This is a genomic window from Pseudoalteromonas sp. MMG007, assembly GCF_018100985.1.
Classification (GTDB): Bacteria; Pseudomonadota; Gammaproteobacteria; order Enterobacterales; family Alteromonadaceae; genus Pseudoalteromonas.
Genome location: NZ_JAGJEI010000007.1, coordinates 163,705 through 190,232, shown reverse-complemented (window position 1 = coordinate 190,232; position 26,528 = coordinate 163,705). Strand labels below are relative to the sequence as shown.

Below are 26,528 nucleotides of genomic sequence, written 5' to 3'. Positions count from 1 at the left end.
CTCAAATCCTCTCAGTCGTACCAATATTTGTTCTTAACTTAAAGAACAAATTTATTTAAGAATTCAAAAATTGTACGACTGTAGCTCAGTTGGTTAGAGCACTACCTTGACATGGTAGGGGTCGGTGGTTCGAATCCACTCAGTCGTACCACTTTATAGTAATAGAAACCTAAGAAAAAGCACACCCTACTGTTGATTGCCCACTCCAAAGTTCAATGGTTTGAGCACACCCAGTTGTACCAATTCAAATACTTACAATAAGAACTTAGTTTCTTCGGATAAACCTTACAATTGCCTTAAGCATTTCATTTGTTTATAAATATAAAATTTCTTATCATTTAATTCTAACAAGTGTGCAACTTAAAAAATCAAATGAAAGTGAAGTGAAAACTAATTTTGCGGCATATACAGAACGATTTTAAACAGGCATTTTTACAGATTAAGGCAAACAACTTGAATCAAAATCATATTCTAACAAACAATTAGCCTGAGGCTGATGAGTCTAAATAGCCGTTAATGCATTTAGCCTAAAACTACTTTGAATTTATGTCAGCTCCAATATTAAAAGAATTTAGTTTTAGACGAATAAATCTTGAGTGGAGTGATTAATTTAACAATCGTAATAGATTCCCTTATAAGAATGAGCAATGAATAACTGCCTAATTCCTTTGTTCAACGGGGGTAAAACGCCATCCTTTAAAAACTAACTTGCCTGCTGATCCATTACTACCAGATGAGGAACCGCTAGATGAAGAGCCACCGAAACTAGCTTCATTTAATGCCGTATCAAAGTGAATACCACCGGCGCCGCTTAAAATAACAGCATCCCCTAAAATAGACCCTTTAAAGCCAACAGCAGAAGTTACTTTAACTTGTGAAAGTGGTGCATATACAACAGCATAAAGTTCTCGTGTACCACCTGAAAACTCAACTCCAGTGTCACTTCCACTGTAAGAACTATAAATACTGAAAACGGGCCTGCCTTCATTTGTAATTCCATTATCAGGTGCGTAAACTTGTGCCCCATTTCCTATCTTAAGCTTTCCTTTAATTATAATCGTTAAGCTGCTGTTATCAGGGATTGTTAACGAGCTTGCGCCATTCATTGTAAAATCACCATCTACAAACATCACTGCATTGTGATTACTTTTTACCTGCATTCGCCCTTTAATTGTTACATCATCAAAATAAAATATTTGAGTTTCTGAACCAAGAAAAGTTGCTGCTTTAGCAGTGATGGGACCATCAGGAGTACTTCCATAATCTACTAAAAAGTTAGCCTCATTAGTTGCTAATTCAAGTAAGTCACCTGCACTGCTATTATTGTTTATAAAAAGGTCAGGGCTTGTCGTGTTGACTGATACACCATCGATTGCAGTAGCAATATCAAGTGGGTCACATGCCGTTAGCCCTCTATTATTTTCACTTTCTGGCGTTATTTTTTCAACCGGCTCAATTGTTGGTATTGATATAGCTTTACTTGATACTTTATATGGTGAAAAAGCATACTCTGGTGTATCGCCCTTAAAAGAGCCATTACCTGCGTATCTAAGGTCTTTACTATCAATAGTACTACCCCACTGTTTAAGCGTCACGTTACCTTGAACACGCACTCCACCGTACACAGTCCCCCCTGTTTGCTCATAATTACCGGAGGTATAAACACCGTTATGTATTGTTGTTTGATTAAGAGCGATTAAATCATATGAACTAACGAAACCCTGGATTGCATTACCTGTAATAGAAACTGGACCTAACGAACTGATATCACCACCAACTGGTGCTTGCTTTATTGATATAGATTGGTTTGCAGAGATATTACCTAAAACCGTACCACTACTTTGTGTGTAGTTTAAGTATGCAGATGCATCTCCTCCAACAACCACACCACCTGAGAGTATTAAGTTTCCATTACTATGAATGTTGCCTGTAACATCTGCACCTTGAATAATTGATAAATTACTAGATGATAGAACACTACCTTCAATTGTACTGCTACCATTAAGTGTAATATCACCAGACTCGTTAACTGTATTAACGACAAACTCTTCTGATATATTTTTGCTACCATCAGCTAGCGTGTCATTATAATCTCCTAAAGATGAGTCATAGCTATCAATTAAGCCGCTTCCACTAATTACAGCACCAGAACACCCTGTAATACCATTAGAAAAAACTGAGTCACTGCTGATAGCCCCTCCACCACCTGCCACATATTCGAATATAGCTTGCATTTGGCTCTCACCTTCAAAGCGAGTACCCTCGCTAGAAACTAAGATATCGCCATTACTGTCAATCTCAATAGTTGCATTATATATACTGGATTCAAGTGAGCTCGTACCAGAAACTTCACTATTACGGACTATCAAATCGTTCATACTTATAGTCGGGTCATCAGTCATTGCTGCTTCGAGTCTTTCAATACTTGCAAACACCCCTTTTTCAGACATCAACCTTGCATTCAGCTTTTTCTGAAAATTACCACTCAAGCGCTCCTGGATCACACTATCTCTAAGAGTGCTCAGTACAACAATTGAAGCTATAGATGTTAAAATAAGTACAGTAACAAGCGTAAATCCAGATGTATTTTTCATTTATTGAAATGCCATATTCATTACCATTTGCGACAAAGATATATCAATAACTAAGCTATTATTGAATTGGCTTGGAAGGCTTGTAGGTTCCACATGCACACTCACAACGTTGTTATCAATTACGTAGCTAATTGCATTTACACCTTTTAATATTTTTACTTTGCCGTTACCTATATCACAAAATAATGAATCGCCTTCAAGGCTATATTTCTCGGTAAATGGCGCACTAACAGTTAAACCAGTACATGCATATGCACCCGCCTCTTGAGCAACACTTAGAATATTATTTGTGTAAATAGGCACTGAGTTGGTTTGTTTCAGACTTCGTGTAAATACTTTACTGGTAAATCGGATTACATCTAATGCATTTTCTAAATTTTTTGCAGTGCTGGTACTGCTATTAATTGAAGAGTAAGCCAGACTTACACCACCTAATAGAAGCATACCTGAAGCAAGTGCAACCATAAGCTCAATTAGAGTAAAACCTTTATGTTTATTTATTAAACCTCTCATGACGTGCAACCATCAGGTAATGTTGGAAAAGTCCCTATAATTACAACGCGATTTTCTAAATTGTCAGTCAAACGCTTATCTTGCCAAGTTACTTCAACTTGTAAATCATTTGAGAAGTTAGCAGGTAGAGTGAGTGTATATGCATCAATTTGTGGGGATAAATAATTTCTAAAATCAGTATCATTATACAAACTTGGGTTTGTTTGTTGTAGCTCGCATAAATGAGGCCAAATACGCTCTATAACATTATTAGCCTCAATTATTGACACCGTATAATTAAAGCTGTTTGTAATATATTGCAATGACTTTAGTTGTCCTGAGGCAAGCCCTAATAAGGCAACCGTCGCAACAATTAAAGCAATCATAACTTCTAGAAGAGAAAAGCCTTTGCTGTCATTTTTTAACATGTCTCTGGGGCCTCAACTAACCAACTTTGCCCACTTTGTAAAATACATAAAGTGAGGTCAGCAGTCGAACTGTCATTATCACTCACTAAAATCTGGGACATATAGCCTAATTCACCCGTACTGAAAATATTAATATCCTTTAAATCTATAGATATACTGTTATGCGTAATTTCAAAAACATTTAACGTGGTTTGTATTGAATTAATTGTTGTTTGTACTATCCATTGTTTATTCGAGGCCTTTAGAGAGACACTTTTATCTCTTTTAATAGCTTCACTTCGCGCAAATTTAAAAACACTGTGTAATTGGTTAGAGTTTGTTACTAACCTATCTCGCTTTATAAAAGTAATAAACGAAGGAGCCGCAACAGCAGACAGAATAGCGATAATAGTCATAGTGATTAAAACTTCGAGTAAAGTAAAACCGATGTTTTTTTTTACCAACATTGCGATTTATCCGCTGACTTAATACCGCTTTGGTTTACAGACAACTTGCCACACTCATCACTGCTTTGTGCACTTTTAGGCGCAGCTTCAATTGTAAACTCTGCTCCGTTAGACATGCCTGCAGTTGCATCAGTTGTATAGGTAAATGAATAATAATCCGAGTCAGGGAAAGTGTAAGTAGCAGGGTATCCACCAACACGTGTGTATTGTCTTTCAAGAATAGCTGTTTGCTGTAGTAAAGCCTGTTGAACATCGGCTCTTCGGCTCTTCTGTATGTAACTGGTGTAACTTGGGAGTGCAACAGAATATAAAATACCGGAAATTGCAATTACTAACATTAATTCGATAAGGGTAAAACCGTAAAGATTCCTTAACTGCTCCATTTTCACTTATTTAATTCCATTATTAATATCAAACATGTTTTATTTTCACTTAAAATAGAAGTAATTTGAATTTTTTTGGGAGTGTATAATAGCGACTGGTTACATCTTGTCAATGATATAGGTTTAGAACATTTTTTAAAATAAAATAACGCCCCGAAAACAATCATAACAACGTTAAAACGCACTAAATTAGTGCGAAAAACAAGTACTTTAAATGTTAAAGTTTCATCTAACTTTTGTATAATGAACAAGCAAACTACAGTTAGATTCTTCAATTGTAGAGTATACTTCTAAGGCATAAAATGTATTCTGCTAAACAAATAAGTTTGGACTTTCCAGCTTTACTATTATCTAGAAACAAATTTTTGGTTATGTTATTTTTATATGTTAAGTAAATAAATCAAAAAGGAGCCTTTTCTTGAAACTTACGCCGCCCTAGGCAACCACTCCCCTTTTTAATCAGCACATTACGTGCAACCTTAATCGCCGTCTGCGCGAGAATCACTGTTATTTAAATAAAATACTCCCCTATACTTTGGGAAACTAACTAATTAGGTTATTTACATGTTTGATCACGTAAAAAGAGATTGGCTCTCTAATGTTCGTGGCGATGTGCTTGCTGGTATTGTTGTGGCGCTTGCCCTAATACCTGAAGCGATTGCTTTTTCTATTATTGCCGGTGTTGATCCAAAAGTAGGCTTATACGCCTCTTTTTGTATTGCGGTTATTATTGCCTTTGTAGGCGGGCGTCCAGGTATGATATCAGCAGCTACCGGTGCAATGGCACTGTTGATGGTTACGCTGGTTAAAGATTATGGTTTGGAATACTTACTGGTTGCTACCTTACTTACCGGCGTGCTGCAAATATTTGCTGGATTTTTAAAGCTCGGTGAGTTAATGCGGTTTGTATCGCGATCTGTTGTTACGGGGTTTGTAAATGCACTGGCGATTTTAATATTTATGGCGCAGTTACCCGAGCTGACCAATGTGACGTGGCATGTTTACGCCATGACCGCAGCGGGTTTGGGTATTATTTACTTGTTCCCGTATATACCAACCATTGGCAAGATTATCCCTTCCCCACTTGTGTGTATTGTTGTAATAACACTTTTGTGTATTTATTTAGGCCTTGATATAAGAACTGTGGGCGATATGGGCGAACTACCAGACACTCTGCCTATATTTTTATGGCCCGACGTGCCGCTCACACTTGAAACTTTAAAAATTGTTTTACCTTACTCTATAGGCTTAGCCGTTGTCGGTTTACTTGAGTCGATGATGACTGCAACTATTGTTGACGACTTAACCGATACCACAAGCGATCGTAATAAAGAGTGTAAAGGTCAAGGTATAGCCAATATTGGCGCGGGTTTATTTGGCGGTATGGCGGGTTGCGCCATGATTGGACAGTCAATTATTAACGTTAAATCGGGTGGCCGTGGCAGACTTTCTACCTTTATTGCAGGCTCATTTTTAATTGTTATGGTGGTGTTTTTAGATGAGTGGCTACGATTAATCCCTATGGCAGCGCTTGTTGCAGTAATGATTATGGTTTCAATTGGCACGTTTTCCTGGACATCTATTAAAGAGCTAAAAAAGAACCCGCTATCGTCAAATGTAGTGATGATTTCAACCGTTATTGTGGTCGTAGCAACGCATAACTTAGCAATGGGTGTATTGGTAGGTGTTTTATTAGCTACGTTGTTTTTTGCCAACAAAATTGGCCGCTTTATGGCTGTAACTGCTAAGCACGATGAAGCAAATAACCAAGTCACTTATGAAGTTGCTGGCCAGGTGTTTTTTGCCTCTGCGGAGCAATTTATTGCATCGTTTGATTTTAAAAATGCAGTATCAAATATTGTTATAGATTTAACCCATGCCCATTTTTGGGATATAACCGGGGTATCGTCACTTGATAAAGTTGTGATTAAATTTAGACGTGAAGGTGCAACGGTAAATATTGTAGGTATGAACAGCGCCACCGAAACCGTTGTCGATAAATTTGGCGTACACAACGACCCTAAAGAAGTCGAAAAGCTACTTGGCGGACATTAAGGAGAATGCAATGAATAAAATTATCACTTGTGTAGATGGCTCAGCAATTGCACATGCAGTGACTGATGCCGCTATTTGGGCGTCAAAAAAACTTAACAAACCAATTAGCCTTGTTCATACGCTTGAAAAACACCGCGAGCAAAAAGCGGGTGACTACACAGGCGCTATTGGCTTTGGCGCGCAATCACTATTGCTTGATGAAATGACTCAACTTGACGAGCAACGAGCAAAAATCTCATTAAAATTAGCGGATGAGTTACTCAATTCGTTAAGCGAGCAAGTCAAAAATGCGGGTGTAAACCATGTTGAATTAGTTAAGCGACATGGCGATATATACGATGCAATTATTGATTACAAAGCAGATACGCGTTTAATTGTTATTGGTCGATGCGGTATGGATCATAGCCAAAGTATGAGTACATTGGGCTCACATATCGAAACACTAATACGCAACTCAACAGCACCTATTTTGATATTGCCCGATGAATTTAATACACCAAAATCGTTCATGGTTGCATATGATGGCCGTGATACTGCCGATAAAGCACTTAAACAGGTTATTGATGGTGGTTTACTGCAAGGTTTACATTGCCACTTAGTGAGTATTAAAAATAATCAGCCCGACCTCAAAGAAAAGTTTAAAAACGCACAACACATGCTTAAAACTAAAGGCTTTGATGTAACTGCTACTTTTTTAGAGGGAGATATTTCTAATTCACTTTTGCAGTACCGAGAGCAAAACAACGTTGATTTAATCGTAATGGGTGCATTTGCACATTCAAAATTAAGGCAGTTTTTTGTTGGTAGCAACACCATTAAAATGCTCGAAAACGCTGCGGTTCCCGTGGTAGTGCTTAAATAATTCTTAAACCATAAAGCTTTATTAAAGCCTAAAGTAAGTATGCTTTAGGCTTTAGGCTTTAGGCTTTATAATAATGTAACTTACTCATTAAGCTACATTATTAGTCAATTACACTAACAACATCGCTTAATTTAGTTTTTATAATTAAACGTATATACTGAGTTAACTCTCTAAAAAACACACGGCTAGACGACGTATTTCGCCACATAAGATTATGCTGCCTCACTATGCCCATGTCTTTTAGCTCACAAACTTGTAGCTCATTTGGCCGATGTATTTCTGAATGAATATATAAACCCGGTAAAAATGTAGAGCCCATCCCCATTACAACCATTTGACGAAGCGTATCTAAACTCGTACCTTCGTAATCACGATGTAATACAGCTCCAACTTTGTGACATAGCCCTTGCACCTGATCGTGAAAATGATGAGCACCTTCTAGTGTTAATACAACTTCACCTTTAATGTCAGCGGGGTCAATAATGTGTTTTCCTGCTAATCTATGATCACTTGCCATTACAAATTTTATGGGCTCTATAAACAAAGGTATTTCTACTAGTTGGGTGGATTTTTGTACTTGTTCTGTAAGAATTAAATCATATTCGCCATTATAGAGTCCTTGTAGTAAATTTGTTGAGGTGTCTTCACGGACATAAAATTTTAGCTGCGCATATTTTTTATGTAGCTTTGGCAATATATGCGGAAGTAAGTAAGGTCCTACTGAGGTTGTTACACCCAAACGATAGGTAGTTTGTGAGTCATCATTTAAGTCTCTGGCTAATTCGTCAAAACGCATACTTGCCTGGAGCAAAACATCAGCCTGAGAGAGTAACGCCCGCCCTTGAGGTGTTAAAACAGTACCACTTCTTGAGCGTTCAAACAGCTGCAAATTAAGCAATTTTTCAAGCGCTGCTATTTGGTTAGTTAACGTAGGTTGGCTGATTTTTAACGCTTGAGCTGCACGCCTAAAACTTAGTGTTTTAGCTACTTTAACAAAGTATTTTATTTGAGAAATAGAAGGAGACTTTTGCGAACCTTGATTCATTTTTTATCTACCTAAAACCTAAGCTGATAGCACAAAGCTATCACGAACATGCCTGTACTACTATAAATTTATCAGGCAAGAATAACTATGCAAAAAATCACAATATTAAATTACACAAAATAGGAGCTGTTCATGGAACATATTATTTCGGGCGTGGCTAAATTTCAGAAAGACGTTTTCCCAGCTAAAAAAGAAGCTTTTCAAAAGCTAGCAAACGGCCAAAACCCAGAAGTGTTGTTTATTACCTGTGCTGACTCTCGTATTGATCCTAACTTAGTAACCCAAACTGAGCCTGGTGAATTATTTATTTGCCGTAATGCGGGTAACATAGTCCCTCCTCATAGTAATCAAACAGGCGGTATGACTGCTTCAATTGAGTTTGCAGTAGCGGCGCTTGGGGTAACCCACATTATTATTTGTGGTCACTCTGATTGTGGTGCAATGAAAGGGGCAATAAACACTGAAGGCCTAGCAAGTTTGCCCCACGTAAAAGAATGGTTAGGCCACAGCCGAGTTGCAACAGAAGTTGTAAAAGAAAAATGTGGATGTACTTCACTCTCTAACGAAGATCACCTAGGTCTAGTAACAGAAGAAAACGTTATTCAACAATTACAGCATATTAAAACTCACCCTGCAGTGGCCGCTAAAATGGCAACTGGGCAAATTGAGCTACACGGTTGGGTATACGATTTTGAATCGGCTGAAATTAAAGCCTACGACGAAGCAACAAGAGAATTTAAACCCGTAAAAGACACCTACGAAGCAACCATAGCCAAAGAAGCAAAATGATGCAGGGAATGCTCTCTAATATACGAGGCGACATAACCGGCGGTATAACTGCGGGCGTTGTCGCACTCCCTTTGGCTCTAGCATTAGGTGTTGCCTCAGGCCTTGGCCCTATGGCTGGTTTATACGGTGCTATGGCTGTTGGTTTTTTTGCCGCTCTTTTTGGTGGTACGCCTTCACAAATTTCAGGCCCTACGGGGCCAATGGTGGTGGTACTAGCGGGCTTATTTGCTAGTTTATCTGGTAATACAGAGCTAATATTTACAGCAGTTATTTTAGCGGGCTTAATTCAAATTGCCTTTGGCTTTTTAGGCATTGGGCAATATATTCGCTTAGTTCCCTACCCTGTTATTTCAGGCTTTATGACCGGTATTGGCGCCATTATTATTATTTTACAATTAGGTCGAGTATTTGGTCATGAGCCACCAGGCGGGACTATTGGTGCTTTATCGTACTTACCAACAGCGCTTGCTGATATAAACTTTGCTACTTTAGCCCTTGGCATTGGTACATTAGTTATTGCTTATAAATGGCCTGCAAAATTAGGCAAATATATACCTGGAGCATTAGCTGCTCTAGTTATAGGTACTTTAGCTAGTTTATTTATTAGCGTACCAGTTTTAGGCGAAATCCCTACTGGCTTACCGAGCTTACAACTACCCGCTTACGATACACAAAGCATATTTTTAGTGCTCGAAGCTGCAGTCATCTTAGCTATTTTAGGCTCTATAGATAGCTTATTAACCTCACTTGTTGCCGACAATATGACCCGTACTCGCCATAATCCAAATAAAGAATTAGTAGGCCAAGGTATTGGTAATACGGTAGCAGGCTTAATGGGCGGTATAGCGGGTGCAGGTGCAACCATGCGTACTGTAGTTAATATAAGAAGTGGTGGTAAAGAGCGCCTTTCAGGCATGATCCACTCACTGGTATTATTAGCTGTTATTTTAGGCTTAAGCCCGCTTGCAAGCCAAATTCCTCATGCAGTCTTGGCGGGTATATTAGTAAAAGTAGGTCTCGACATTGTCGACTGGAGTTACTTAAAACGTGCCCACAAAGGCCCACGTTGGGACTTTACACTTATGCTATTAGTGTTAGGCTTAACCGTATTTGTAGATTTAATAACCGCTGTAGGCGTTGGTGTTGTTTTAGCAGCGCTCGCATTTGTACGTCAAATTGCACAAATTCAGTTAGAGCAGCTTAACAACCTACCTGAAAATTTAGAAGACGAAGCCGAAAATGCTCTGCTTAAACAAGCTAAAGACAAAGTTTTACTTTTTAGTTTTGGAGGCCCGCTTAGTTTTGGTGCTGCAGCTGATGTAGGACACCATGTTCGCGAAAGCGTAAAACCAGGTTCTAAAGTGCTTATACTCGATTTTTCACGCGTACCAACTATGGATGTATCGGCTGCGATGGCGGTAGAAACAGTCACAATAGATGCACGGTCCTCTGGTCGTAGTTTATATATTTGTGGTGCAAACCAAGCGGTGCAGCGCGTACTTAATAGTATAAATGCAAATCACAGTGCAACCGTTATGTTTAAAACCCGATTAGAAGCCTTGGAGCATGCACTTGAAAGTACAGGTAACAATGCAGATCATAAAGCCCTTAATTAAGGGCTTTAAACTTGTTTGAAATAGTATATTTGCTGCAGTTAGCTAAATTTTTCAAATAAAAACTCAACAAACGTTTTTACTTTTTGCGCAACAAATTTTCTATGTGGATAAATAGCAAATAAACCAAACTCAAATGTTTGATAGTTACTCATAACCTGCACAAGCTTCCCCGCTGCAATATCATCTTGAACCACTATTTCAGGAATTAGACCAACTCCACCACCCGCTAGTACAACCTCTTTTACTGCACGCGGGTTATTAACTGCAATACGAGAGCTAACATTTGCGGTTAAGGCCTCTCCATCTGGTGATACTATTGGCCAATGCCGACCAATTTTAAAGTTGCTGTCTATAACGGTAGCATGCTTTTCAAGCTCCATTACGCTTGTTGGGGTGCCAAATCGTTCAATATAATCATTTGATGCACATAAAATTAGAGGATAGCTGGTAATTTGCCGAGCTATTAAATTAGAGTCAGAAACACTACCAATTCTAATTGCTAAATCAACACCTTCCTCAAGTAAATCTATCGTTTTATCCGATAACACTAGCTCAATACTCAAGTTAGGATAGCGGCGCATTAACTCGGGCAAAAGTGGCGCAAGATTAGACTCACCAAACGACACCGGCGCACTTACTCTAAGCTTCCCATTAGCCACAGCGCCCTGCCCTGATAAATTATCGAGCATTTCGCTATAGCTTTCTATCACTGGTACTACGCTTGCGTAATAACTTTGCCCCGCTTCGGTGATCGAAATTCTGCGTGTGGAACGGTTAAATAATCTAACCCCTAAGTCTTGCTCTACAATACCCACGTATTTACTAACCAGTGCCTTTGAAAGCCCTAGCCTGTCGCCTGCAGCTGTAAACGAACCCGTCTCAACCACTGCAATAATCGTTTTAATACCCGTAATAGTATCCATCATTGTCAATATAGCATTGACATTTATTCCTTGCTAGCGCGGTTATTCAAAACTCATAAAAATGGAAAAATAGCGTTATTAAAAAACACCATCCAAAATTAAAAACAGGACAAACCATGAGCAACCTAACGCTATACCGTTTTACTTTATCTGGTCATTCACATCGTGCAGAACTATTTACATCGCTTTTAAATCTTGATGTGAATATGGTTGATGTGGCACTGCAAAACGGCGCGCAAAAACAATCTGACTTTCTACAAATGAATATATTTGGCCAAGTACCGGTACTTAAACATAACGATGACGTAATTAGCGATTCAAATGCCATTTTAGTGTACTTGGCACAAAAATTTGATGCTAACAGAACCTGGTACCCAGAGGATGTAACTGTTCAAGCGCACATTCAGCGCTGGTTGAGCGTTGCTGCAGGGCTTGTGGCTTCAGGTCCGTGTTCGGCGCGTTTAGTTACGGTATTTGGCGCAGAGCTTGATCATCAAAATGCGATAAACATTGCCCATACATTATTTAAAACAATGGATGCGTATTTACAAAATCGTGAATACTTAGTAGGTACTCAGCCAACTATTGCAGACATTGCCAACTTTTCGTACATAGCACACGCACCAGAGGGCAGCGTATCACTTGAGCAATACCCAAATATTTTAAGATGGTTAAGCAACGTACGTAAACTTGATGGCTTTATAGCAATGCCTGAAACAAAAGCAGGTTTGTTGGCTTAATTTTAAGCTTTATATACTGCTATATAAGAGGCTACTTAGCCTCTTTTTTTAAAAAATAATCTACTTCACGAATTAATCTAAATTTTGACAACTGCTCAAGGAGTTTGCTATCAATGGATATATATTTGTAACTTATATACCTCGATGATAGAGGCCGATGAGCTAAAGCGATAGCGTAATCATAGTACGCAATATTACGGAGCATTCAAAAATGGATCTAGATTCACATATTACTCAACTTGAAAAGCAAAATAGAAGAATGTTTAGCTCAGTTCACTTCTTACTACTATCGGTCGTATTTTCAACAATCATATTGGCTTTACTGTTTTTTACTGAGCCATTAATTGCAATTGCAGCTTCTGGATTTGTTGCTTTTTTCCTGCATTATTTTTACGCTCACTTAGCTTTTAAAAAGCTAAACTCTCGTATTACTTTATTACAAACAAAAATAAGCCAAAGTGAATCAAAAAATCGTTAACCACTAAATAAATTCCCCTGCAATAAAACATAAACGTAGATTATGAGTTGAATGCTTCTAATGCGCTTAACACTTATAGCAAGCTTTTAACTAAGTTTGATGTAACCGATGACGAAATGGCAAACCGATATAGTGATGGCAGCCTAATAGCTTCAATTTTCAAATTGTGCTTATTCTCTCTTGCTAATGATTATTCATCTTCAAATTCTGATTTAAGAAATAGGATTGCTTCGATCAAGACCTTACATGGAGAAGCCTACTTATAACCACAGATGTGATACTAATCCATCGCAGTTTAACTGCAGCAGCTTCAGGGCTAAAGCTCTATATCAAGTACCTCAACACCTTTAGCAGGTACGGCGCAGCAAATTAGCGCCTGCCCTCTCTCAACTGGGTAACTTACGCTATTACGATACACCACAGCGCCTGCATTTATTTTTACAGCGCAACTGCCGCAGCTACCGTTGCGACAGCCAAACTCAGGTTCTAAACCATGGGATTCGGCTACATTTAGTAATGTATCGTCACCTTTGTTCCAGCGTTGTTCAAAGCCTGATTTACTAAACTTAATTACAGTGTTGTCTGCTTCATCAACACTCACCTCTATGTTTTTATTAGGCGCTTTGCTTGCGTTAAGCACTTTGCGCTTTATAACCGAGGGTCCAAATGCTTCAGCAAATATATTTTTATCCTGCACACCGAGCAGTAATAGCTCATTATATACATGCTGCATAAACGCTTCTGGTCCGCATAAAAAGAACTCGTAATCATCAAGTGGTAAATAATACCTAAGCACATCCGCATTTATGCGCCCTTTTAAATCAAAGCTCTCATCTTTTAAATTAGAGCCATTGCTTTGCTTTTCATTAAGCTCAGGCTGAGATAAAAGTGAGTAGTAATCAATTGCGCCGCCACTGTTATCTGCAAGTGCTTTTAGCTCATTGTAAAACGCGCGCTGCTGCGTATTTTTAGCACTGTGAAAAATATGCAAAGGGCGTGTATAGCGGGTTCTTAACCCTTCATTGGCAATGTGTTTAGCCATTGAGATCATAGGTGTAATGCCTATTCCACCACCAATGAGTACCGCAGGTTTAGTATTTGTTGGATCAATAAAAAACTGCCCTTGTGGGTATTTAGCTAAAATAACACTCCCGAGTTTTACGTTATTATGAAAGTAATTTGACACCTCACCGCTAAGCTCTTTTTTAATCGATAACCGATAAAACTGCTCATGCGGGCTTGATGACACCGTGTAGGTTCTAATAACGGGTTTGTTATTACTGCTATTGCTACTATTTTTACTTGGTATTTGTACGGTTAAGTGCTGCCCAGCTTTAAACGCTAGCAAGGTTGTATTGTTATGCCCTTCTAAATAAAAGGAGGTAATTACATCACTTTCTTTAATTATTTTAGCAACTTTTAAAGGCTGCCAAGTATGTTTTAGTTTTTCGGCTTGTTTGTTTTTATCAGCCTCCAGCCACGTGCCCGTCATTTTAGTGTTAGGGGAGTACGTATTAAGTTTAGCACTAAATGGAAGTACGTTTTTAAGCCACATTCCTTTAGTGAGGGTAAATTTCCAACCTCGGTCTGCACCAATAAAACCCTCTAACTCTGGATGGCCATCCCATAAAATTCCAACACTGCCAGTAAGCATTAGTACATTACCCGTATTAAAGTCAGGAAATAACAAACCTGCTTTTGGGTTTAATAAAAAGTTACCCAAGGTATTAAAAAAATTATTACCTGCGTAATCAGGGATCGTTAATGTGTTGCCTTCGCGCTTTACAAAGCCCGGCATTCCTCCACGATGAGAAACATCAACCCCTTCAATTTTTGGATTGTTTTTAGCGGTTATAAAGCTCGATACAAAAAACGTATCGGTGTTATCAATTAAATCAGCGGCGTCGTTATCAAGCGTATTAAACTCAATTTTTTGTATCGCATTACTTTTAAGTAAAGCGTCTCTATTAAATGTTAAGTCGCGCGTTTGAATATACTGCGGGCAATTACCAAAAGATTGATCAACATTAAAACCCACCTTATTATCGCCAATTACCTCACCTACGCGCACATTTAAACGGTTACGCCTACGCGTCCCTAGCTCAATACCTAATAAACCAATGGGCGAACCTGTGACTTTTAACGTTTTATGGAGGGGATCATTTATATCAACGGTGTTTGTCATTAACAAAGATGTGGGTGTGGGGGCGCTTAAAAAACCAGGCTTACCTGAAACAATAGAAGCCCATACATCGGCGTTTTCATCAACACTGCCTGCAACCACAAATGGTAACTGCGCAAAAAAGGCTTGATGCTGCTCTGGCATAAAAGAGCGAATAGCTCGTTTGCCAAATGTATCCATTAGTTCTCGTTTGGCCAGTTTGTCTTGAATTGCCAGCTCACCTTCATGAAAAGGAGAAGGGATTAAGTTGTTTGCGTTTGTCATTTTGATCATAAGTCAGTGTGTATATTTAATAAATTAAATTTAACTCAACTCATGAATAATGATAATGCGTGTTTTATTGACTGATAATGCACATAACAAAGACAATTCTTGCACTGTCCTAGTGCTAGTTGCGCACCAAAGTAAAACAATACAGTACAGATAAATCACTTGAAAACTAAGTTAATTCTTTAAAAACAGCCTCTTAAAAACATGGCCACTTTATTGCAAACAATTAATTAACAAGCCAGTTATTTAAACGGCACATATTTAGGTTGTTATGACCACAGGCAAAGAAGCCCGCTCGCAGTACATGAATTTGTATCTGTGGCGGGCTTTTTTGTTTTTAAAATTTAAACCGTCACATTAAGGAATGCCTAATGCAAACCTCGCAAAAAATACTCATTATCGGCAATGGTATGGTCGGACATCATTTTGTTGAGCAAATGCGCCAAAGCGATGACAAAGCAAATATTACAGTACTTTGTGGTGAAGCAAATCTTGCATACGACCGCGTTTATTTATCAAGCGTGTTTGATGGCAAAACAGCCGCCGATTTGGCACTAACAACCTTAGAGAACTACCAACAACTTAATGTTAATGTGCATACTCAACAGTGGGTTGAAGGCATTGATAGAGTAAGTAAAGTCGTAACAACGCAAACTGGCGATCAATACCCGTACGATAAACTTGTACTTGCTACTGGCTCTTTCCCATTTGTGCCGCCAATTAAGGGGAACGATCAACCCCATTGTTTGGTTTACCGCACGCTAGAGGATTTAGAGCAAATAAAAGCAAGTGCTGCAGCCAGTAAAAGCGGTGTTGTTATTGGGGGTGGTTTATTAGGGCTTGAAGCCGCAAACGCAATTAAACAATTAGGGCTCGATACCCATGTTGTTGAGTTTGCACCGCAGCTTATGGCTGTTCAGCTTGATGAGCAAGGCGGCACGTTACTAAAAAATAAAATAGAAAAACTAGGCGTTACTGTTCACACCTCAAAAGCAACCAGCGAAATTGTTAAAGGTGAAAGTAGCCGCTTTAAACTTAACTTTTCAGACGGTACGTTTTTAGAAACAGACTTAATTTTGTTCTCAGCCGGTATTCGCCCTTATGATCAACTGGGTAAAGTGGCTGAGCTAGAACTTGGTGAGCGTGGCGGTATTATTATTAATAATCGATGCCAAACGTCAGACCCTGATATTTTAGCTATTGGCGAATGTGCCTTATGGGATAAAAAACTATTTGGCTTAGTGGCACCTGGCTACAACATGGCCCGCGTTGCAGCAAGCCAGCTAAGTGGCGGCGAGCTTGAATTTTCAGGTGCCGATATGAGCACTAAATTAAAACTGCTCGGTGTTGAGGTAGGCTCTATTGGCGACGCTCATGCAAAAACACCCAACTGCAAAGAACTTATTTACCAAGATCCAATTAGAGACTGCTATAAAAAAATCATTCTAAATGAAACCGGCGATAAGCTCCTTGGTGCAGTACTCGTTGGCGATACCAGAGATTACGATACACTACTTCAGTACATGTTAAACGACATGGACTTACCAGAGCATCCTGAGTGTTTAATTTTACCAGACAGCGCTGGCGCACCTTCATTAGCGGGAAGCGCCCTACCCGATACCGCCACCATTTGTTCGTGTCATAACGTGAGTAAAGGCGACATTGTAGGTGCAATTGATGGTGGCTCATGCGATTTAGCCGCTGTTAAATCGTGTACAAAAGCAGCCAGTGGTTGTGGTGGTTGTGCCGCTTTACTTAAATCGGTAGTAGATGCTGAGCTGGCGAGTCGTGGTGTTGAAGTAAACAACCATGTGTGCGAGCACTTCGCGTATTCGCGCCAAGAGCTACTACATATGGTTAAAGTAGAAAGCATTAAAACCTTTGATGATTTATTAGCTAAACACGGCAGTGGGCATCATGGTTGTGAAATATGTAAACCTGCAATCGCTTCTATTTTAGCCTCAACGTGGAACGACTTTATTTTAGAACCTGCCCATGTTGGCCTACAAGATACTAACGACACCTACCTCGCTAACATGCAAAAAGACGGCTCGTACTCTGTAGTACCGCGTATTGCAGGCGGCGAAATAACGCCCGACAAACTCATTGTCATTGGCCAAGTAGCAAAAGACTTTAACCTTTATTGTAAAGTGACTGGCGGGCAGCGCATCGATTTATTTGGTGCTCGTTTAGAAGAACTCCCGGTTATTTGGGGAAGACTCATTGAAGCTGGCTTTGAAACAGGTCACGCCTATGGCAAGTCTCTTAGAACGGTTAAATCGTGTGTGGGAAGTACTTGGTGTCGCTATGGTGTACAAGACAGTGTTGGCCACGCAATAGACATTGAAAACCGCTATAAAGGTTTACGCTCACCGCATAAATTTAAAATGGCTGTGTCGGGTTGTACCCGCGAATGCGCCGAGGCACAAAGTAAAGATATAGGTATTATTGCCACCGAAAACGGTTGGAATCTATACGTATGTGGTAATGGCGGTATGCGCCCTCGCCACGCCGATTTATTTGCGACTGATTTAGATACACCCACACTTATCAAATACATAGACCGTGTGTTGATGTTTTACATAAAAACCGCCGACAAACTACAGCGTACCTCTGTATGGATGGAAAACCTTGAGGGCGGTTTAGACTACCTTAAAAGTGTCGTAATAGACGACAGCCTCGGTATTTGCCAAGAGCTTGAAGAACAAATGGAACTTATTACTCAAACATACGCATGTGAGTGGAAAAAAGCGGTAGAAAGCCCTGAAGCGTCTAAGCGTTTTCGCCAGTTTGTTAATAGCCCTAATCCTGATGACAATATTTTATTTGTACAGGAACGTAATCAAATTCGCCCAGCAACAGATGTTGAAAAACGCGAGCAAAAAATGACTCAAAACCGTATCCCAGTAATGGAACTTGAAGAGGAGCAAGCTGATGTCTTGGCATAATATTGGAACAATTGATGACCTAGTTGCTAATAGTGGTGTATGCGCATTAGTTAATAATCAGCAAGTGGCTATTTTTTATTTACCCCAAAGCAAAGAAAGCGTGTTTGCCATAAGTAACTTCGACCCAATCGGAAAAGCAAATGTATTATCTCGCGGTATTATTGGCTCTATAGAGGGAAAACTGGTCGTAGCTTCGCCGTTATATAAACAGCATTTTTGCTTAGCAACAGGCGAATGCCTAGAGGTAGAAGCAATACATTTACCGGTTTTTGATGCAAAAATACAAGACGGCAACGTACTTATAAGCGCCGAACCAAAAATAATTAAAGCGGTCGCTTAAGGAGATTATTATGAGCGTGCTTTCTTATTTTTCAGGTATTGAAAATGGTTGGCTGAACAAAATTGTTAATAAGCTCATTAATGGCGCTGAGCTTACTAGTAGAGGAGCTAAAAACGGCCAAGTTTATATTATAGGAGCAGGCCCAGGCGATGCCGAGCTAATTACCGTAAAAGCGCAGCGTTTAATACAAACAGCCGACGTCATTTTATACGACTGGCTTGTAAGCGAAGATTTACTAAAAACATTACCTAAAAAAGCGCAGCGGGTATTTGTAGGCAAACGAGCCGGTATGCATTCAATGACACAAGCCAATATATGCACCCTACTTGTTAAATATGCTCAACAAGGGCTAAACGTAGTGCGTTTAAAAGGGGGCGACCCTAGTATATTTGCGCGCATAAACGAAGAAGCCGATGCCCTTACAAAGCATAATATTAGCTTTGCAATTGTGCCTGGCGTTACCACTGCATGTGCGACCTCTGCATATACAGGCATTCCGCTTACAGCACGTGATGTAGCGCGAAGCGTCACGTTTTTAACTGCCCAGTTTGCTGATCCTAAAAAACTGCCTAACTGGAGCAATTACGCCTTTGTGCAAGGCAACAATAATCCAACTTTAGTGGTTTATATGGGCTTAGGACGATTAAAAGAGCTAAGTAGCGGCCTTCAATCGGTAAATTGGCCAAGTACTACACCAATATCACTTATCGAAAACGCCACAACGAGTAAGCAAAAAGTAATTACCAGTACATTAGAAAATATAGTAAATGATCAGCTTAGTCATAACCTGCAAGGCCCTACCCTTATAATTGTTGGAGAAGTAATAAATCATAAAATGACTATTAGCCCAGAGCTTTTAGCTCAAACGGTTAATACTTAATGCAATTTTAATCCATAATGCACTTTTCGCGCTTATTTCCTCCCCAGGGGTAAGCGCGCTTTTTACTGCAATGCAAGCAGTGTGCAATATTCCCTTTTTATGCACCAAAAAGGGTAAATGTGTGTGCCTAAAATAAAGTTTAAAATACTCATAAAATAAAAATATAACAATAAGCGGCTGTTTTAGATTGATTTTCTATTCAATAATTAATTTTTTTCATGATTGGAACAAGGGTTGCACTTTAAAAACTAAAAAGTGCGGAACTAAACCTATGCAAACAAGCAATCCTCTCACAAAACAGTTTTTACTTGCGGCAAAGTATCAAGAAATACATGCCTTAAAACAATTGCAAAATAGTTGTGCTTCACTTACTAAACTGGGTGATTTTGTACACCAGTTACAAAAAGAGCGCGCTATGAGCAACATCTATTTAGCCTCTAAAAGCGTACATTTTAGTAATGAACTAACACAGCAAATACCCATTACACAAAGCGCTCAAAATACGTTTTATGACTCTCTTAAAACAACCTTTATATCTGATAATGCCGACCCTGGTCATTCAAGATTATACAATTTAATTACCTACAGCCTACAGGCACTTGATGTTCTACCAGCTTTGCGCCATCAAATAAACAAACAAAATGTAACCGCTGTTCATGCCACGCAATCATTTACACAACTTATAGCAAGTTTATTAAATATTATTTTAGAAGCTGCTGATGGTGCAAGCGATCCACATGTTACTCGCCTATTAGTTGCTTATTTTAATTTTATGCAAGGTAAAGAATACGCAGGCCAAGAACGGGCTTGTGGAGCACAAGCATTTGCAGCGAGTAAATTTACAGAAGAGCAAAAAACTAAGTTAGCTCACTTTGTTCAAGAACAAAACCATAGTTTTTCGTTTTTTGATGAATACGCTGACGATCACTTACTTAAATGTTATAGCTCACTCATAGAGCACCCGGTAAACAAGCAAGTGGATCAGCTAAGAAGTTTATTACAAAAGCTCGATGACGAAAATACGCAGCCTTTATCGCAGCTGAGTGAAGTATGGTACGAAGTAACCACAACACGCATCGATATTATGCATAAAATAGAGCAAAACATTAGCGATCATCTAATCGATTGTGCCGCAATGCAAATTGCATGTGCACAACGAAAATTAAATTCAAATAAGCAAATACTTAATACCTTAGAGCAACAATATCTGCCTGCAACCGACGGGCAGTTAGCACTCAAAGACAATGAGCCAACTAATATGGCGGCCAGTAAGCTCAACAGTAATAAAACCATGTACGATTTAATTTTAGAGCAAAGCCAACACATCAAACAAATTAACCAAGCATTGGTTGATGCAAAAAGAGTGATCACCGAGCAAAAAGTGATTCATCAAGCAAAATATATATTAATAGAGCAATTAAAATTAACCGAAGAGCAAGCCCATAAACAATTGCAAAAGCAAGCTATGGATTCCCACAGCTCGCTTTACAATGTAGCGCAAACAATTGTTGAATTGAGTGATGATTAACACTAATTTTTAAGCATTAACTGCATGTGCTGATTTTTTTGATCGTAAAATATAGGCGCGTGTGTGGTCGTACACTAAATTAAAAGTAAAAGCGTAAAGGGTTATAAAAAAGGTGACCCCAATATCCATTATAAATGCTTGCCAAAAATTAACGCTTAATATGAATGCCATTACCGGAATAGTGAATATTAGTAAGCCACCTTGAAATAAAATGACATGAAATACTCTAAACAATAACGAGCGTTTTTCTTTAGCGCCCGTGGCCACTTGGTCAAAAAACCAGTTAAAAATAAAATTCCAACACATAGCAATGGTCGCAACAATGATCATCGTGCCCGATAAAGCCCCAATTGCATGCTCTGTAAATAGTGCTAAACCTAAAATTGATAACGACACGGCTAAAACCTCAAACAAAACTGCCTGAAACACTCGCTCTGTTGTACCCATTTTTTCTGTCATCATATCCCCTTTTATTTTTTAATATTTAAGTGCAGTGATAATGACAGATTTAGTTAATTACAAAAGTTAGCAACTATCACTATAAGTGATAAGGTGAGTGCGAAGTTTTAAATCGAGTAGAATAAAATGTATAGCTTAGAGCAACTAAAAATATTTGTAACCGTAGTAGAAACAGGTTCTTTTTCAGCAACAGGGCGCAAGTTAAAGCGTGCGCAGTCAGGTATTAGCCAAGCGATTTCTAACCTTGAAATTGCAATAAATCAAACATTGTTTGACCGTAATAAAAACACACCCACTTTAACAAATAGCGGAAAAGCTTTGCTTCCTGTTGCTTATTCTATACTGCACCAACAAACTTATTTCGATCAAAAAGTTGAGTCTCTTGCTAAAAACTACGAACAAGACGTAGTCATTGCTATTGACGAAAGTATAAGTAATCACGGAGTTTTAAAAATAATAGCCCCCTTTGCAAAGCAGTACCCTGTTACAAACTTTGAGCTAATATCAGCGACTACGTTTGATATTGAAGAACTTATAAAAACAGGTAAAGCGCAACTAGGTATCATATATAGTGATGGCGAACTAAAAGTAGATATGGATTTTTTTCTGCTAGGCCAAGTACGATTTTTAACAATTGCGTCGCCACAACATGCGCTGGCTAAACTGAGCAAAGTAAATAGCAGTGACTTAAAAGCACACAGGCAATGTGCTCACCGTAGCCTTAATCAATCAGAGTTATGGTTTAGCTACGCTATAAGCGCTAAGGTGTGGTACGCCAATACCCATCAAACGCTCATCGATTTGGTAACACAAAATGTGGGTTGGGCATTGGTACCTGAGTTGGCAATAAAACAACAACTTAAACAAGGTGACGTAGTTGCCCTACCCGTAACACATGAGCAAGGCGGTTGGCTGACGCCTATAGGTTGTGTGGTATCAAGAAGTAAACCTACAGGCCCAGTTACTGAAAGTTTACTCACCCTTTTACAACAACACTTTTTAAAAGAAGGTGATTGGAAAGCTAACGTTTAGTAACACTCAAACGGCGTTAAATTGCGAGCTTCTTTTTAATCTTAGTTTGCCACTCAAGCGCAAGCTCGGGTAGTTCAAGTGCTGCTAGTAATACGCTCTCAAAATCTGGGTATTGTTTATCAAAAAACGCCTGAAACAACGTTTTAACCGAAATATTATGCTTAGCTTTATATTCAATAGTGACTGCATCGCCCGTTTTTGCCATACCTTGCTCAAGCACTCTAAAGTAAACACCGGTGTGGTAATACTGAGTAAATAATTTTAGGCTTTGTTTATTATTCAGAGCAATAGCCAATTTAAAGCACGGCACTCGGGGCTGGCTTACTTCAAGCAATGCGCTGCCAACACGAATACGATCGCCTATATGAATATTTTGCTCATCAAGGCCTGAAATTGTAAAGTTCTCACCAAAAGCACCGACTGCTAAATCATCATTCTCAAGGGTGCGCCTCCAATAATCATAATGATTGTGTGAAAACGCATAAACCGCTTTATCCACCCCACCGTGATTAACTAAATCGGCTTGTTCATCACCTATTATATTTAGCTTTTCAATAACAACAGGCTCATTGGTTGGCGTTTTAAAAATACCGGTTTTAACGGGTTTTCCGTTATGAACAACCGTTTTTATTTTAGAGATATTGGTAGAGATTATATGCATTTACTTAATTGCATCCTGTTCGATACTTTGCCATTTACTCAGTGCTTGCTTGTCGCTTTGTTTAAACTCAACCCAGTTTGATGAATCTTTAAAATGCTCTTTTTTCCAAAACGTGGCGTGATTTTTTAAGTAATCCATAATAAATTGTGCGCCTTCAAACGCAGCTTGGCGGTGGCGGGAGGTTACGCCAACAAATACAATTTGCTCCCCAAGCGCTAAATAGCCGACTCGATGAATAATGCTTATGCGAGCAAGTTGCCAGCGTGTTTGCGCTTGCTCGGCTATCGATTGCAGTAGTTGCTCAGTCATACCCGGGTAGTGCTCAAGCTCAAGTGCGATTACGTTATCGCCGCTGCTAAATTCTCGCACTAGCCCTGTAAACGTGACTACAGCACCATCGCTTTTATTATTACTGCTAAGTGCATTATGTTGCTCACCGACTGAAAAATCGTGGGTTTGTACTTTAATGCTTATACTCATTAGCCACCTGTCACTGGTGGGAACAAAGCAAGTTCATCCCCTGCTTTTACAAGCTCATCGCTTGATGACATAGTTTGATTGAGCGCACACAATACATCACGCTCTTCAAGCCATGCCTGCCAATGCGGTTTTTGCTCAACCAGCATATGTTTAAACGCTGTAATGCTAAGGGGGTGAGCTATATCAACGGTTAACTTATCGCACTTTAGGCGTTCTTTAAGTTGGCCAAAAAACAGTACCTTTACCTGCCCTGCAGCTGCATTCATATTATCTAAATTAGTCTCGCTGCCAGCTGCCATGCTTGCCTCCTGCTTTTTGTGTTACACGCATACCGTGTATTTCCATAAGCGGATCGGCGGCTTTACACATATCAAATAATGTAAGGGTCGCCACAGATACAGCGGTGAGCGCTTCCATTTCAACACCCGTTTTGCCCGCCAATTTACAGTAGCTGGTTACTTTAATTTGGCTATTTGCTTCATCAAGCTCAAAATCAACGGCTACTTTACTCAGTGCAAGTGGATGACAAAGCGGAATTAAATCGGCGCACTTTTTAGCGCCCTGAATACCTGCAATGCGTGCTACGCCTAGCACGTCACCTTTTTTATTTTGATTAAGCAGCACTTGCTCAAAAGCCTGTTTGCTCATTTTAATGTAGGCCTCGGCAGATGCATCGCGCAAAGTAACCTCTTTTAGCGATACATCAACCATGTTTGCTTGGCCATTTTCGTCTACGTGGCTCAGCATATTATTGCTCTCGTGATTCGCATTTTTTACCAATAGTAATATGCGGGGCAAAGTTACATGGCTTGTGCATTGAGTCTAACTGATCTTTTATAATACCTGTCCAGGCTGTTTTACATGCGCCCGTAGAGCCTGGCATACAAAAAATAACCGTGTTATTTGCAAGGCCTGCCAGTGCGCGAGATTGAATAGTTGAGTTACCAATTTCGCCGTACGAAATATGTCTAAATAGCTCGCCAAATCCATCTACGCTTTTATCAAACAGCGGTGCAAATGCCTCGGGTGTTGAATCACGCTCGGTAAAACCCGTTCCACCGGTGACTAAAATAGCGTGAATAGTATCATCGGCAATCCACTGCGAGGCAACTGCACGCATTTGATAAACATCATCTTTAACGATGTCTTTATCAGCTAAGTGATGGCCTGCTTCAGTAAGGGCTTTAATTAAATAATGGCCTGAGGTATCCGTAATTTCATCACGTGTATCGCTTACTGTCATTACGGCAATGTTTAGTGCTATTTGTGTCTCAGTTGTGTGGCTCATAGGGTTCTTCTCAATAAATTAGGTTTGTGTTGGTCAAATTGCTCATTAACAGCTTTAAATTGCGCCGGTGTATTAGTATTAACAAGCGCATGTGCTTTATCACATTTAAGCGTTTGCACACCAATACTATGGGTAAACTGTTTAATTGATTTATGACTATTTGCGTTTATGAGTAATTGTTTTAAATGACGTTTAACGCTTTGGGTGTTACGAATATACAGGGGTAACGGTTCATTTTCAAAGTGCCACGCATGTATTTGTGGCTGATTTGTTTGAAAGTGGAGGTTATCGCTTGCTGCAGATGCAATTTGCGATAATAAATTACAGGTAAGCAGTGGCATATCTACAGCGGTTACAAGTATATCCTGCTCTGTTGCCATTAAGGTTGAATAAATCCCCCCAAGCGGGCCAGAATCAGGGTAAATGTCGGGTATGTATTGCGAAGTAGCACTTTGTACATTACGACTTATGAGTACATTACTTGCTCCTGCTGCTTTTAATAATTCACAGGCATTTTGCAGTAATGTTTTATTTTTTAAAATGAGATTGGCTTTATCGCTACCCATTCTTGATGATTGCCCACCAGCGAGCACAACCCCCGTAAATACTGCTTTATTGCTCATTTTAGCCGCCCAGCATAGCTAAATGGGTTGTGGCGCCCGTTAAGCGCTTATCAAGCTCATGGCTAATAGTTTTATTGCCCATTGCCGCTTGAATAGCGTTTACAGTGGCTGGCGTATCTTGCTCATTTAAATGCGGACGTAAATCTATACCTTGCCCGGCAAATAAGCACAAATGTAATTTCCCTAATGACGATACTCTTAATCGGTTACAGCTTTTACAAAAATCTTTACTGTAGGGCATAATTAAGCCAATGCGACCCTCAAAATCGGGGTGACAAAACTCTTCTGCAGGCCCGTTTAATTTACCTCTCACTACCTGTAACCAACCTTGTGCTAAAAGCTGTGTTTTAACACTTTGCCCGCTTAAATGATTTTGTTCAAAAAAGGTGGCGCCATTGCCTGTTTCCATTAGTTCGATAAAGCGTACCGTTACTTTTTTATATTTCACCCAGTTTAAAAAATCCTTTAATTGGTTTTTATTAAACTGCTTAGCCAGCACGGCATTTATTTTTATATCTTTTATGCCAAGCTCAATTGCTCGGTCTATCCCTTTTAAAATATGGGTTAGCTTATCGTGCCCTGTAATTAATTTAAACATGCTCGGGTTTAAGCTATCAATACTAATGTTGAGCGCATCTAAGCCTGCACTATAAAACTCATCAATTTTATTAAATAAGTTAAAACCATTCGTTGTTATGGCTACTTTTTCTATACCTGGCGTGTTCTTACATTGCTTTATAATATCGGTAACGTCACTGCGTAAACACGGCTCCCCGCCTGTAATACGCACTTTTTTAGTGCCTAATTGCGCAAATGCATTTACTAAGGTGTTTATTTCGCTTTTATTTAAAAAGTTTCGAGGAGTATCGCACTGATACCCGTTTGGTAAACAATACGTGCAACTAAAGTTACACACATCGGTAATAGAGAGGCGCAAATAGTTAAACTGCCGACCAAATTGATCATTAAGCATATGCTTCCTTGTT

General features: G+C 39.3%; 27 protein-coding genes and 1 tRNA gene. 12 read left to right on the top strand and 16 right to left on the bottom strand.

What is annotated here, in order from left to right:
- Window positions 1–74 precede the first annotated feature (74 nt).
- A tRNA-Val gene (locus J8L71_RS10870) sits at window positions 75–151 on the top strand.
- 508 nt (window positions 152–659) lie between these two features.
- Here J8L71_RS10870 and J8L71_RS10865 read toward each other — a convergent pair.
- Genes J8L71_RS10865 through J8L71_RS10845 form a run of 5 tightly spaced genes read right to left on the bottom strand, consistent with a single transcriptional unit; the run spans window position 660 to window position 4,343 of the window.
- Window positions 660–2,594: a PilX N-terminal domain-containing pilus assembly protein gene (locus tag J8L71_RS10865; protein ID WP_211000553.1), complete on the bottom strand. Its 1,935-nt coding sequence runs from the start codon at window positions 2,592–2,594 to the stop codon at window positions 660–662.
- Window positions 2,595–3,107, bottom strand: coding sequence for a prepilin-type N-terminal cleavage/methylation domain-containing protein (locus J8L71_RS10860; RefSeq protein ID WP_211000552.1), 513 nt, complete (start codon window positions 3,105–3,107; stop codon window positions 2,595–2,597).
- Window positions 3,104–3,514 carry a prepilin-type N-terminal cleavage/methylation domain-containing protein gene (locus J8L71_RS10855; protein ID WP_211000551.1) on the bottom strand — a complete coding sequence of 137 codons (411 nt, stop codon included), beginning with the start codon at window positions 3,512–3,514 and terminating at the stop codon, window positions 3,104–3,106. Before J8L71_RS10855 ends, J8L71_RS10860 begins: the two co-directional genes overlap by 4 nt.
- A complete protein-coding gene (locus J8L71_RS10850) occupies window positions 3,508–3,960 on the bottom strand; it encodes a GspH/FimT family pseudopilin (RefSeq protein ID WP_211000550.1) in 453 nt (150 codons plus the stop codon). The genes J8L71_RS10855 and J8L71_RS10850 overlap by 7 nt, the downstream gene beginning before the upstream one ends.
- The gene (locus J8L71_RS10845) at window positions 3,951–4,343 is read right to left on the bottom strand and encodes a type IV pilin protein (RefSeq protein ID WP_247655270.1); all 393 of its coding nucleotides are present in this window, start codon (window positions 4,341–4,343) and stop codon (window positions 3,951–3,953) included. Before J8L71_RS10845 ends, J8L71_RS10850 begins: the two co-directional genes overlap by 10 nt.
- 564 nt (window positions 4,344–4,907) lie before the next feature.
- Between J8L71_RS10845 and J8L71_RS10840 the strand changes: the two genes are divergently transcribed.
- Together J8L71_RS10840 and J8L71_RS10835 are read left to right on the top strand one after the other, a co-directional pair.
- Window positions 4,908–6,398 carry a SulP family inorganic anion transporter gene (locus J8L71_RS10840; RefSeq protein WP_211000548.1) on the top strand — a complete coding sequence of 497 codons (1,491 nt, stop codon included), beginning with the start codon at window positions 4,908–4,910 and terminating at the stop codon, window positions 6,396–6,398.
- 10 nt (window positions 6,399–6,408) lie between these two features.
- A complete protein-coding gene (locus J8L71_RS10835) occupies window positions 6,409–7,260 on the top strand; it encodes a universal stress protein (RefSeq protein ID WP_211000547.1) in 852 nt (283 codons plus the stop codon).
- A 100-nt stretch (window positions 7,261–7,360) separates the two neighbouring features.
- Here J8L71_RS10835 and J8L71_RS10830 read toward each other — a convergent pair whose 3' ends face one another.
- The gene (locus tag J8L71_RS10830) at window positions 7,361–8,305 is read right to left on the bottom strand and encodes a hydrogen peroxide-inducible genes activator (protein ID WP_211000546.1); all 945 of its coding nucleotides are present in this window, start codon (window positions 8,303–8,305) and stop codon (window positions 7,361–7,363) included.
- Window positions 8,306–8,437: 132 nt separating this feature from the next.
- On the opposite strand from J8L71_RS10830, the gene J8L71_RS10825 reads away from it, so the two are divergent.
- Both J8L71_RS10825 and J8L71_RS10820 read left to right on the top strand, forming a co-directional pair.
- On the top strand, window positions 8,438–9,094 hold the full coding sequence (locus tag J8L71_RS10825) for a carbonic anhydrase (RefSeq protein WP_211000545.1): 657 nt from the start codon (window positions 8,438–8,440) through the stop codon (window positions 9,092–9,094).
- Window positions 9,091–10,710, top strand: coding sequence for a SulP family inorganic anion transporter (locus tag J8L71_RS10820; protein ID WP_211000544.1), 1,620 nt, complete (start codon window positions 9,091–9,093; stop codon window positions 10,708–10,710). The genes J8L71_RS10825 and J8L71_RS10820 overlap by 4 nt, the downstream gene beginning before the upstream one ends.
- A 38-nt stretch (window positions 10,711–10,748) precedes the next feature.
- On the opposite strand, the gene J8L71_RS10815 is transcribed toward J8L71_RS10820, so the two are convergent.
- Entirely contained in the window at window positions 10,749–11,633 is an 885-nt protein-coding gene (locus J8L71_RS10815) for a LysR family transcriptional regulator (RefSeq protein ID WP_211000557.1), read from the bottom strand.
- 116 nt (window positions 11,634–11,749) lie between these two features.
- On the opposite strand from J8L71_RS10815, the gene J8L71_RS10810 reads away from it, so the two are divergent.
- Both J8L71_RS10810 and J8L71_RS10805 read left to right on the top strand, forming a co-directional pair.
- The gene (locus tag J8L71_RS10810) at window positions 11,750–12,373 is read left to right on the top strand and encodes a glutathione S-transferase (protein WP_211000543.1); all 624 of its coding nucleotides are present in this window, start codon (window positions 11,750–11,752) and stop codon (window positions 12,371–12,373) included.
- A 211-nt stretch (window positions 12,374–12,584) separates the two neighbouring features.
- Window positions 12,585–12,851, top strand: a complete 267-nt coding sequence (locus tag J8L71_RS10805) for a hypothetical protein (protein WP_211000542.1) — start codon at window positions 12,585–12,587, stop codon at window positions 12,849–12,851.
- Between the two features lie 316 nt (window positions 12,852–13,167).
- Here J8L71_RS10805 and J8L71_RS10800 read toward each other — a convergent pair whose 3' ends face one another.
- On the bottom strand, window positions 13,168–15,297 hold the full coding sequence (locus J8L71_RS10800) for a pyridoxamine 5'-phosphate oxidase family protein (protein WP_211000541.1): 2,130 nt from the start codon (window positions 15,295–15,297) through the stop codon (window positions 13,168–13,170).
- 377 nt (window positions 15,298–15,674) lie between these two features.
- On the opposite strand from J8L71_RS10800, the gene nirB reads away from it, so the two are divergent.
- From nirB to J8L71_RS10780, 4 genes are all read left to right on the top strand, one after another.
- Window positions 15,675–18,251, top strand: a complete 2,577-nt coding sequence (gene nirB, locus J8L71_RS10795; protein WP_211000540.1) for a nitrite reductase large subunit NirB — start codon at window positions 15,675–15,677, stop codon at window positions 18,249–18,251.
- On the top strand, window positions 18,238–18,591 hold the full coding sequence (nirD, locus tag J8L71_RS10790; protein ID WP_211000539.1) for a nitrite reductase small subunit NirD: 354 nt from the start codon (window positions 18,238–18,240) through the stop codon (window positions 18,589–18,591). Before nirB ends, nirD begins: the two co-directional genes overlap by 14 nt.
- Before the next feature lie 10 nt (window positions 18,592–18,601).
- The gene (gene cobA / locus J8L71_RS10785) at window positions 18,602–19,471 is read left to right on the top strand and encodes a uroporphyrinogen-III C-methyltransferase (RefSeq protein ID WP_211000538.1); all 870 of its coding nucleotides are present in this window, start codon (window positions 18,602–18,604) and stop codon (window positions 19,469–19,471) included.
- Window positions 19,472–19,742: 271 nt separating this feature from the next.
- Window positions 19,743–20,999: a nitrate- and nitrite sensing domain-containing protein gene (locus J8L71_RS10780; protein WP_211000537.1), complete on the top strand. Its 1,257-nt coding sequence runs from the start codon at window positions 19,743–19,745 to the stop codon at window positions 20,997–20,999.
- 9 nt (window positions 21,000–21,008) lie between these two features.
- Here the strand turns inward: J8L71_RS10780 and J8L71_RS10775 are convergent, their stop codons facing one another.
- The gene (locus J8L71_RS10775) at window positions 21,009–21,458 is read right to left on the bottom strand and encodes a PACE efflux transporter (RefSeq protein WP_211000556.1); all 450 of its coding nucleotides are present in this window, start codon (window positions 21,456–21,458) and stop codon (window positions 21,009–21,011) included.
- 126 nt (window positions 21,459–21,584) lie between these two features.
- On the opposite strand from J8L71_RS10775, the gene J8L71_RS10770 reads away from it, so the two are divergent.
- A complete protein-coding gene (locus J8L71_RS10770; protein ID WP_211000536.1) occupies window positions 21,585–22,490 on the top strand; it encodes a LysR family transcriptional regulator in 906 nt (301 codons plus the stop codon).
- Window positions 22,491–22,506: 16 nt separating this feature from the next.
- On the opposite strand, the gene J8L71_RS10765 is transcribed toward J8L71_RS10770, so the two are convergent.
- The 7 genes from J8L71_RS10765 to moaA are packed head-to-tail and all read right to left on the bottom strand — an operon-like array spanning window position 22,507 to window position 26,515.
- Window positions 22,507–23,151, bottom strand: a complete 645-nt coding sequence (locus tag J8L71_RS10765; RefSeq protein ID WP_211000535.1) for an MOSC domain-containing protein — start codon at window positions 23,149–23,151, stop codon at window positions 22,507–22,509.
- On the bottom strand, window positions 23,152–23,631 hold the full coding sequence (gene moaE / locus J8L71_RS10760; protein ID WP_211000534.1) for a molybdopterin synthase catalytic subunit MoaE: 480 nt from the start codon (window positions 23,629–23,631) through the stop codon (window positions 23,152–23,154).
- Complete coding sequence (locus J8L71_RS10755) at window positions 23,631–23,930, bottom strand: MoaD/ThiS family protein (protein ID WP_211000533.1); 300 nt, start codon at window positions 23,928–23,930, stop codon at window positions 23,631–23,633. The genes moaE and J8L71_RS10755 overlap by 1 nt, the downstream gene beginning before the upstream one ends.
- Window positions 23,908–24,378, bottom strand: a complete 471-nt coding sequence (gene moaC, locus J8L71_RS10750; RefSeq protein WP_004587754.1) for a cyclic pyranopterin monophosphate synthase MoaC — start codon at window positions 24,376–24,378, stop codon at window positions 23,908–23,910. The genes J8L71_RS10755 and moaC overlap by 23 nt, the downstream gene beginning before the upstream one ends.
- Before the next feature lies 1 nt (window position 24,379).
- Window positions 24,380–24,919: a molybdenum cofactor biosynthesis protein B gene (moaB, locus tag J8L71_RS10745; protein WP_211000532.1), complete on the bottom strand. Its 540-nt coding sequence runs from the start codon at window positions 24,917–24,919 to the stop codon at window positions 24,380–24,382.
- The gene (locus J8L71_RS10740) at window positions 24,916–25,542 is read right to left on the bottom strand and encodes a molybdenum cofactor guanylyltransferase (protein ID WP_211000531.1); all 627 of its coding nucleotides are present in this window, start codon (window positions 25,540–25,542) and stop codon (window positions 24,916–24,918) included. The genes moaB and J8L71_RS10740 overlap by 4 nt, the downstream gene beginning before the upstream one ends.
- A gap of 1 nt (window position 25,543) precedes the next feature.
- The gene (gene moaA / locus J8L71_RS10735; protein ID WP_211000530.1) at window positions 25,544–26,515 is read right to left on the bottom strand and encodes a GTP 3',8-cyclase MoaA; all 972 of its coding nucleotides are present in this window, start codon (window positions 26,513–26,515) and stop codon (window positions 25,544–25,546) included.
- Between the last annotated feature and the right edge of the window lie 13 nt (window positions 26,516–26,528).

Bases quoted from the DNA above. Each gene is read 5' to 3' on its own strand.
- J8L71_RS10865 (WP_211000553.1), bottom strand. From the start codon at position 2,594: ATGAAAAATACATCTGGATTTACGCTTGTTACTGTACTTATTTTAACA.
- J8L71_RS10860 (WP_211000552.1), bottom strand. From the start codon at position 3,107: ATGAGAGGTTTAATAAATAAACATAAAGGTTTTACTCTAATTGAGCTT.
- J8L71_RS10855 (WP_211000551.1), bottom strand. From the start codon at position 3,514: ATGTTAAAAAATGACAGCAAAGGCTTTTCTCTTCTAGAAGTTATGATT.
- J8L71_RS10850 (WP_211000550.1), bottom strand. From the start codon at position 3,960: ATGTTGGTAAAAAAAAACATCGGTTTTACTTTACTCGAAGTTTTAATC.
- J8L71_RS10845 (WP_247655270.1), bottom strand. From the start codon at position 4,343: ATGGAGCAGTTAAGGAATCTTTACGGTTTTACCCTTATCGAATTAATG.
- J8L71_RS10840 (WP_211000548.1), top strand. From the start codon at position 4,908: ATGTTTGATCACGTAAAAAGAGATTGGCTCTCTAATGTTCGTGGCGAT.
- J8L71_RS10835 (WP_211000547.1), top strand. From the start codon at position 6,409: ATGAATAAAATTATCACTTGTGTAGATGGCTCAGCAATTGCACATGCA.
- J8L71_RS10830 (WP_211000546.1), bottom strand. From the start codon at position 8,305: ATGAATCAAGGTTCGCAAAAGTCTCCTTCTATTTCTCAAATAAAATAC.
- J8L71_RS10825 (WP_211000545.1), top strand. From the start codon at position 8,438: ATGGAACATATTATTTCGGGCGTGGCTAAATTTCAGAAAGACGTTTTC.
- J8L71_RS10820 (WP_211000544.1), top strand. From the start codon at position 9,091: ATGATGCAGGGAATGCTCTCTAATATACGAGGCGACATAACCGGCGGT.
- J8L71_RS10815 (WP_211000557.1), bottom strand. From the start codon at position 11,633: ATGGATACTATTACGGGTATTAAAACGATTATTGCAGTGGTTGAGACG.
- J8L71_RS10810 (WP_211000543.1), top strand. From the start codon at position 11,750: ATGAGCAACCTAACGCTATACCGTTTTACTTTATCTGGTCATTCACAT.
- J8L71_RS10805 (WP_211000542.1), top strand. From the start codon at position 12,585: ATGGATCTAGATTCACATATTACTCAACTTGAAAAGCAAAATAGAAGA.
- J8L71_RS10800 (WP_211000541.1), bottom strand. From the start codon at position 15,297: ATGACAAACGCAAACAACTTAATCCCTTCTCCTTTTCATGAAGGTGAG.
- nirB (WP_211000540.1), top strand. From the start codon at position 15,675: ATGCAAACCTCGCAAAAAATACTCATTATCGGCAATGGTATGGTCGGA.
- nirD (WP_211000539.1), top strand. From the start codon at position 18,238: ATGTCTTGGCATAATATTGGAACAATTGATGACCTAGTTGCTAATAGT.
- cobA (WP_211000538.1), top strand. From the start codon at position 18,602: ATGAGCGTGCTTTCTTATTTTTCAGGTATTGAAAATGGTTGGCTGAAC.
- J8L71_RS10780 (WP_211000537.1), top strand. From the start codon at position 19,743: ATGCAAACAAGCAATCCTCTCACAAAACAGTTTTTACTTGCGGCAAAG.
- J8L71_RS10775 (WP_211000556.1), bottom strand. From the start codon at position 21,458: ATGACAGAAAAAATGGGTACAACAGAGCGAGTGTTTCAGGCAGTTTTG.
- J8L71_RS10770 (WP_211000536.1), top strand. From the start codon at position 21,585: ATGTATAGCTTAGAGCAACTAAAAATATTTGTAACCGTAGTAGAAACA.
- J8L71_RS10765 (WP_211000535.1), bottom strand. From the start codon at position 23,151: ATGCATATAATCTCTACCAATATCTCTAAAATAAAAACGGTTGTTCAT.
- moaE (WP_211000534.1), bottom strand. From the start codon at position 23,631: ATGAGTATAAGCATTAAAGTACAAACCCACGATTTTTCAGTCGGTGAG.
- J8L71_RS10755 (WP_211000533.1), bottom strand. From the start codon at position 23,930: ATGGCAGCTGGCAGCGAGACTAATTTAGATAATATGAATGCAGCTGCA.
- moaC (WP_004587754.1), bottom strand. From the start codon at position 24,378: ATGCTGAGCCACGTAGACGAAAATGGCCAAGCAAACATGGTTGATGTA.
- moaB (WP_211000532.1), bottom strand. From the start codon at position 24,919: ATGAGCCACACAACTGAGACACAAATAGCACTAAACATTGCCGTAATG.
- J8L71_RS10740 (WP_211000531.1), bottom strand. From the start codon at position 25,542: ATGAGCAATAAAGCAGTATTTACGGGGGTTGTGCTCGCTGGTGGGCAA.
- moaA (WP_211000530.1), bottom strand. From the start codon at position 26,515: ATGCTTAATGATCAATTTGGTCGGCAGTTTAACTATTTGCGCCTCTCT.